This is a genomic window from Bartonella sp. AA78NXGY (assembly GCF_042197005.1).
In the GTDB taxonomy this organism is placed as follows: domain Bacteria; phylum Pseudomonadota; class Alphaproteobacteria; order Rhizobiales; family Rhizobiaceae; genus Bartonella.
This window is the reverse complement of the sequence record NZ_JBHIRI010000008.1, coordinates 108,505-115,095: the sequence shown is the minus strand read 5'-3', so window position 1 is coordinate 115,095 and position 6,591 is coordinate 108,505. Positions and strand designations below refer to the sequence as shown.

The following is a 6,591-nucleotide window of genomic DNA, read 5'->3' as shown; positions in this document are numbered from 1 at the left end:
CAATCGAGCAAGATGCCGACATTGTTCTGTTCGTTTATCGTGAAGAATATTATCTCAAAAATGAAGAACCCAAAGAAAGCACCGCTGAGTATAACAAATGGCAAGAGGCAATGGAGCAAGCCAAGGGTAAAGCCGAGGTTATTATAGCAAAACAACGCCATGGTCCGACAGGAATCGTTCCCCTTGCCTTTCAACCCGACTTTACATGCTTTAGTGATTTGGAAAAATAGGAGCAGAAAAATGCGTTAAAGAGAGCTTTAAATATCCTTTGAAAGGCATTTGAAGACCCTTTGAGAACATCTTTAAAACTCTTTGAGAAAAAATAAATTGGTACAAAACCTAGTGTCAAAATATACAAAACCTGCTGGCAAGCTACAACTGGCAAGCTACAGTAAGCTACACACACAACAAAAAAGTAATGGTAGCGGAGGAGGGATTTGAACCCCCGACACAAGGATTATGATTCCTCTGCTCTAACCTACTGAGCTACTCCGCCAAAATAAGCAATCATAATTGTCAATAATTACATCTTTTGCGGATATAAGGGGTAGAATAGTAAGATGTCAAGCATCGTTTTTAAGCTTTTCTCTTGTCATTCTATTTTATCCTCGATATGTAAAAGTGTAATTTTCATATGATAAAGTAAGGTAAGGCATGAAAATGGTGCCACGTGTAGCGGTTTTAGGATGCGGTCATTGGGGTGAAAATCATATACGGACACTCCACTCTCTCGGGGCTTTAGCAGCAGTTTCTGATATTGATAATGATCGTGCTGCTAGTTTTGCAACACTGTATGGTGTAGAGGTTGTTACACCAGATGATCTTTTTACTCATCGAGATATTGATGCGCTGGTATTAGCGTTGCCGCCACAATTGCATACGCAAAATGTGCTCCGTGCTGTTAAAAATGGTAAAGATGTTTTGGTGGAAAAACCAATAGCCTTGAATGTTTCTGATGCTAAACGCCAAATTCAGGAGGCTGAGGCCTATGAGCGAGTTTTTATGGTGGGTCATATTTTGCGTTTTCATCCAGCTTTTGAAAAAATGTGTGAATTGGTGAAAAACGGAGATGTGGGAGATGTGCGATATATTTATTCTCATAGATTAGGCTTTGGAAAATTTCACACACACAGTGATGCTTTATGGGATCTTGCCCCTCATGATCTTTCAATGATTTTGGCGTTGACAGGATGTGAACCTTCCGAAATTCGCGGTGAGGGGGCTGCTGTCGTTGATCAGATTTCTGATTTTTCTCATATTCATATGATTTTTCCAAATGGTGTGCGTAGTCATCTTTTTACTTCACGCTTGAGTTCTTATCGTGAGAGGCGTTTAACTGTTGTTGGAACAAAGGCTATACTCGTTTTTGATGATATGGAACCGTGGAGTCGTAAATTGGCAATGCACCATTTTGCCGTTTGGAAAGAAAATCAAGAGTGGGCTTTTAGCATGGATGAGCTGAATTACATTGATGTTTGTGAAGATTTGCCGCTTACTTGCGAATTACGGCATTTCCTTCATTGTATTGAAACGCGTCAATCACCTCGTACAAATGGTGATGATGCTGTTGCTGTTTTACGGATTTTAACAGCTGCTGATGTCAATTATGATAGATAAAAGAGATAGGTAGCGCTTTTGCATTCTTGTGATGATCAATGGAGTTAATATGCAATTCATCGACCTTGGGGCGCAGCGTGCGCGTATTGAAGATAAAATTAATTCTGCAATTGCGCATGTAGTCGCTAGTGGTAAGTATATTTTGGGGCCAAAAGTAACAGAATTTGAAGAGAAATTGGCAGAATATCTTGGCGTTAAACATGTGATTGCATGTGCTAATGGAACAGATGCTTTGAAGATGCCTCTTATGGCTAAAAATATTGGTCCAGGCGATGCTGTTTTTTGTCCTAGTTTTACATTTTCAGCAACGGCTGAAGTGGTTGCTTTGGTGGGGGCTAAACCTGTTTTTGTTGATGTTTTACCTGATACATTCAATATTGATGTTGAAAAACTTTCTCACGCTATCGAAATGGTAAAAAAAGAGGGACGTCTAAAGCCAAAAGCTATTATTGCCGTTGATTTATTTGGACTTTCTGCTGACTATGTGCAAATTGCTCAAGTGGCTGCAAAGGAAAATCTTTTTGTAATTGAAGATGCTGCTCAATCTATGGGGGGGAGAAGCGATAATACTATGTGTGGTGCTTTTGGTGATGTGGCTGCTACAAGTTTTTATCCTGCAAAACCATTAGGATGTTATGGCGATGGAGGCGCTATGATGACCAATGATGATCATTTTGCAGAACTTTTACGCTCTATTTTGTTTCATGGTAAAGGTGAAACGCAATATGACAATGTACGTATTGGTATGAATTCGCGCCTAGATAGCATTCAGGCTGCAATTTTACTAGAAAAGTTTGCGATTTTTGAAGATGAAATGGAAAAGCGTGTGGAAATTGCTCAACGCTATTCCAATGGCTTAAGAGATATTGTTACAGTTCCAGAAATAGGAGAAAATATTCGTTCTGCTTATGCACAATATACGATTAAGGTAAAAGAGCGGGATAAATTAAAAGATTTTTTACAAAAAAATTCTGTCCCTACAATGATTTATTATAAAACTCCTTTACATCAACAGCCAGCTTATAAACACTTCCCTTATGTAAAAGATTCCCTTTCTGTTTCAGAGTCTTTAGGAGAGTGTGTTTTAAGTTTACCAATGCATCCTTACTTGACACAAACGGATCAGGATATGATTATCAAAAAAATAAGAGATTTTTATCACTCTTGAGAGCGTGTTTTTATCCTTAAAATTATGGTCAAATCTCTATTGGTGATCCATCTTAGAAGGTATTTTTTGTTAAAGTGTGTGGCCAATATTTTGGTATTATTTCCTTTCTAGGACCTATGAAATGTTGTCCTTTAGAGCGGTGATATGATTAGAAAGTGAAGCTTCTAGACAAGAAGATATTTTTTAACAGAACGGTATGGGCTAAGAAACTTTGTCCTTTAGCTTAGCAAAAAAGTCACGTTTAGTAAAAAGGATTTGGGTTATGAAAGTTACAATGAACCTTTGTTGATTTTACTCTTCATTTAAGGTGTTTTAAAAGATAACTTATTTAACAGGGCTTTTGGAGAGAAAAGTTATTTTTTGGCGAATACGTGATGCTAGGTCATTTTTGCTTTTGGATTTTTGAATCAATGTGTTGATGGGTGATGTATTCCCCTCTTGTAGTGCTATTTGAGCCGCCAATGTTGCTGCAAGTTCTTTTGTTTCTTCTCGGAGTTCTTCTAGCAATTGGTGGTTAGCAGTCGTGTCCAGCTCATGAGTTTGGATTTTTTGTAAGCGTTGCTGATAGTGTGCGACTTTTTCACGCATCATTTGTCTTTCCTTTGGAAGTGTATAGTGTGGCGATATTTTGTTTGATTGCTATCGCTTCTTTGGTGAGAGTATCTTTTGTGGGGAGGCATAGCCGATAAAATTGTTCTGTTACTTGGCTCAGTTGTATTTTTTGTTGGACATATTTTTTTTGCAAAAATTCGTACTTTTGTTGGTTGTTTGCTAATTCTACAGCATGTTGTGCACGAAGAAAATCGTGATTTGCTTCTATTTCCGCGAGTGATAATGGCATTTTCGCACAAACATCTTTATACGCAAAATGAACGGCTTTACGCCAAATAAAAGGAGATAAAAGCACCAGTAACCAGGAAGTGAAAGCAACTCCAAGTATAAAAAAAAGAAATGATTGAATAAGCATAATATCCCTTTTCAAATAAGAAACCGTTTAAAACGGATTCCATGTCGGTCTATGTGTTAATTTTAAATATCCTATATTGATACCAAGGCGTGCGCCGACTCCTGTACGTATTGGGATTAACAAGGTATTGTGGTATTTTAGGACATGAAAACCAACACCTGCAATTAAATAGGCCGAACCTGAAATACCACCATAGCGTCTCCATAAATTATTTATGCCATTAAGATTGTAAACTAAGATCATTAAACGGGAGCCTTGGCCGCCAAAATCCCATCCTACTGAGGGACCTTGCCAAAAAACTTTATGTTGACCATAGCTTTTGGTAAAAACCATTCCTTCGCCATAGGTTAATCCAGCAAAAAAGGCACCAGAAGCTTCTTCTCCTAAAATATAGGCATTGGGATAACCGTATTTTGAAAAAATATTTTGAATTGCAACAGCCAGACCACTGGCTGTTTTTCCAAAAAAAATATGACCAGAATCAATAATTTCTTGGAGTGAATAATGAGGTTCGTTTTGCTCTATTGGTTTTAGTCGAGCTTGTGTAGTGTTTATGGTGATGAATAAAAGGAAGATTAAAGATATAATATTTTTGTACCAGTATTTGAGCAGAGAGAGAGCCATGGAGTTTTCTCCTTTTATTAGTGATAAACAAAAAGATAATATTAGAATTTTCATTCTATTCAAATAAAAAATAAGATATAAGGTTATTTAAATTCTTGAATTTATTTCTGAATTTTTTAGCATGATTGTTAATGTTTCCTATTATGCATCAGATGTTAAGAGTTTTTCTTTAAAATAAAGTTTGTTTTTTTGAATCTAGGAGTTTTCAATCATTATGACGTTAGATATTTCTTTGAAGCCTATGGATCTTGCTGCTTTGCTTTGTAGTCGTATTTGCCATGATTTGATTTCACCTGTGGGGGCTATTCAAAATGCAATGGAGCTTTATGATGAAGGAGGAGCTGAAGAAGATGCTTTACAATTGGTGCGTTTATCCGTTGCGAGTGCTGCTGCACGTCTACAATTTGCGCGATTGGCTTTTGGTTTTGCTGGTGCAAGTGGAGGACAAATAGATACACGGACTGCAGAGCAGGTTGCTCAACAATATATGAAAGAAGAAAAAGCAACTTTAAAATGGCAAGCTTCTTCTTTATTGTTAGAAAAAGATGAAGTTAAACTTTTGCTTAATTTATTATTGATTGCAAACGCAACAGTTTCTCGTGGTGGTGAAATTGTTGTTATGATTTTGCAAGAAGAAAATAAACGTTCTTTTCGATTTGAGGTTTTCGGTAGAACTCTCCGTATACCCCCTCATTTTCTTGCGTTATTTCGTGGAGAAGTTCAAGAAGAGCTTATTGATGCACATGTCATCCAATTTTATTACACAATGTTACTTGCTCAGATGACAGAGATGAAAATAAATATTGATGAAAGTGATGGTTGTATTGTTTTAGAAAGTGTAAAAAAGCTTTGAATAAGAGAGAAGCGCTTAAGCTGTGTTGGGAAAAGTGGCTTCGATTGAACTTATGAGCGATAAGGTTATATGTGTAAATTGGGTGTGGTTACTTCTTAAGCTTTAAGCGCTTTCTATATGAGATTTTTAGTGTGCGAGTTCTCTACTTTTAACAGAGAAAAGATCTCGGGAAAAAATCTCGGCCCGCTACACTCCGAGATTTTACAATGTGCATGTTCACTGCTTAAGCGGTTTTTCGTACGTTCTCTTCAACTGGATCACGTAATACATAACCACGTCCCCAAACTGTATCAATGTAATTTACACTGGAAGAGACTGCTTCCAATTTTTTCCGCAATTTACAAATAAAAACATCGATAATCTTTAGTTCTGGTTCATCCATTCCACCATAGAGATGATTGAGAAACATTTCCTTGGTAAGGGTGGTACCTTTGCGTAAAGAGAGAAGCTCTAACATTTGGTATTCTTTACCGGTTAAGTGAACAGGGCGCCCTGCAACTTCGACAGTTTTTGTGTCAAGGTTAACGGTGAGATCTCCGGTAACAATAACCGATTGTGCATGTCCTTTTGAACGACGAACAACTGCATGGATACGTGCAATGAGCTCATCCTTATGAAAAGGCTTCGTCATATAGTCGTCTGCTCCAAAGCCAAAACCACGAACCTTGTCTTCAATGGCATTCATACCAGAAAGGATTAGGACAGGAGTTTTTATTTTTGCCAACCTTAGAGTCCGCAAGACATCATACCCTGACATGTCAGGCAAATTCAGATCAAGCAAAATGATATCATAATCATAGAGTTTTCCTAAATCGATACCTTCTTCACCCAGATCAGTGATATAAACATTAAAGTTAGCCGACTTTAACATCAACTCAATGCTTTGAGTAACTGCTCTATCATCTTCAATTAATAATACGCGCATTTTAGATCCCTCACTTTGCTCCTTCACGAATCATAAGGAGCATTTCTATTTTATATCAGTTAGCAAAACCACTGTTATAAAAACAATTCATTAAATCAAACACTTATAACAAAGCGTTTATGAACATTTCAGTAGTACGCGTAACAATCACTACTAAATTCCCCACTATCCATGATAGTGGTTAACAAAATATTTTTATTTTTGAAAGAGGCTACAAAATTATTTTAGAAAAATCCTATATTTTTTAACATAATAAAAAAGGAGGGCTTTTTCTATAAACTTTAACTTAAAAAAATTTGTAAAAGAGCTTTATAAATTACTTTTTTACAATTTCAGTGTTTATTTACTGAGCTTTAAACCTCTTCAGTTTATAATGGGGGAAAAGTTAAAGAAATAGTTATTGCTCTTTAAAGCAGATTGTATTTTCAGATGCTTTA

The 6,591-nt window shown here is 36.7% G+C and carries 8 protein-coding genes and 1 tRNA gene; 4 read left to right on the top strand and 5 right to left on the bottom strand.

Translation table 11 applies throughout. The features are described from left to right. Window positions 1–230 (top strand): DnaB-like helicase C-terminal domain-containing protein (locus ACFINL_RS06150; protein WP_375651046.1); only part of this gene is annotated, 230 nt, incomplete at its 5' end. A gap of 189 nt (window positions 231–419) precedes the next feature. Here ACFINL_RS06150 and ACFINL_RS06145 read toward each other — a convergent pair. Beyond that, window positions 420–496 (bottom strand) — tRNA-Met (locus ACFINL_RS06145). Window positions 497–660: 164 nt separating this feature from the next. Here ACFINL_RS06145 and ACFINL_RS06140 point away from each other — a divergent pair. Together ACFINL_RS06140 and ACFINL_RS06135 are read left to right on the top strand one after the other, a co-directional pair. Continuing rightward, window positions 661–1,617: a Gfo/Idh/MocA family protein gene (locus ACFINL_RS06140; protein ID WP_375651053.1), complete on the top strand. Its 957-nt coding sequence runs from the start codon at window positions 661–663 to the stop codon at window positions 1,615–1,617. A 49-nt stretch (window positions 1,618–1,666) separates the two neighbouring features. Beyond that, complete coding sequence (locus ACFINL_RS06135; RefSeq protein ID WP_375651042.1) at window positions 1,667–2,785, top strand: DegT/DnrJ/EryC1/StrS family aminotransferase; 1,119 nt, start codon at window positions 1,667–1,669, stop codon at window positions 2,783–2,785. A gap of 324 nt (window positions 2,786–3,109) precedes the next feature. On the opposite strand, the gene ACFINL_RS06130 is transcribed toward ACFINL_RS06135, so the two are convergent. From ACFINL_RS06130 to ACFINL_RS06120, 3 genes are read right to left on the bottom strand one after another with little or no spacing between them, the layout of a single operon-like run. After that, window positions 3,110–3,376, bottom strand: coding sequence for a hypothetical protein (locus ACFINL_RS06130; RefSeq protein WP_375611955.1), 267 nt, complete (start codon window positions 3,374–3,376; stop codon window positions 3,110–3,112). Then, entirely contained in the window at window positions 3,366–3,752 is a 387-nt protein-coding gene (locus tag ACFINL_RS06125) for a hypothetical protein (protein ID WP_375628774.1), read from the bottom strand. The genes ACFINL_RS06130 and ACFINL_RS06125 overlap by 11 nt, the downstream gene beginning before the upstream one ends. 27 nt (window positions 3,753–3,779) lie before the next feature. Continuing rightward, the gene (locus ACFINL_RS06120; RefSeq protein WP_375613340.1) at window positions 3,780–4,376 is read right to left on the bottom strand and encodes a DUF1134 domain-containing protein; all 597 of its coding nucleotides are present in this window, start codon (window positions 4,374–4,376) and stop codon (window positions 3,780–3,782) included. Window positions 4,377–4,590: 214 nt separating this feature from the next. Here ACFINL_RS06120 and chpT point away from each other — a divergent pair, with 214 nt between their 5' ends. Beyond that, window positions 4,591–5,229: a histidine phosphotransferase ChpT gene (gene chpT, locus ACFINL_RS06115; protein WP_375632317.1), complete on the top strand. Its 639-nt coding sequence runs from the start codon at window positions 4,591–4,593 to the stop codon at window positions 5,227–5,229. A gap of 223 nt (window positions 5,230–5,452) precedes the next feature. On the opposite strand, the gene ctrA is transcribed toward chpT, so the two are convergent. Then, on the bottom strand, window positions 5,453–6,154 hold the full coding sequence (gene ctrA, locus ACFINL_RS06110) for a response regulator transcription factor CtrA (RefSeq protein WP_273790819.1): 702 nt from the start codon (window positions 6,152–6,154) through the stop codon (window positions 5,453–5,455). Window positions 6,155–6,591 lie beyond the last annotated feature (437 nt).

Excerpts from the sequence above, each read along its gene's own strand:
- ACFINL_RS06140 (WP_375651053.1), top strand. The coding sequence starts at position 661 with ATGGTGCCACGTGTAGCGGTTTTAGGATGCGGTCATTGGGGTGAAAAT.
- ACFINL_RS06135 (WP_375651042.1), top strand. The coding sequence starts at position 1,667 with ATGCAATTCATCGACCTTGGGGCGCAGCGTGCGCGTATTGAAGATAAA.
- ACFINL_RS06130 (WP_375611955.1), bottom strand. The coding sequence starts at position 3,376 with ATGATGCGTGAAAAAGTCGCACACTATCAGCAACGCTTACAAAAAATC.
- ACFINL_RS06125 (WP_375628774.1), bottom strand. The coding sequence starts at position 3,752 with ATGCTTATTCAATCATTTCTTTTTTTTATACTTGGAGTTGCTTTCACT.
- ACFINL_RS06120 (WP_375613340.1), bottom strand. The coding sequence starts at position 4,376 with ATGGCTCTCTCTCTGCTCAAATACTGGTACAAAAATATTATATCTTTA.
- chpT (WP_375632317.1), top strand. The coding sequence starts at position 4,591 with ATGACGTTAGATATTTCTTTGAAGCCTATGGATCTTGCTGCTTTGCTT.
- ctrA (WP_273790819.1), bottom strand. The coding sequence starts at position 6,154 with ATGCGCGTATTATTAATTGAAGATGATAGAGCAGTTACTCAAAGCATT.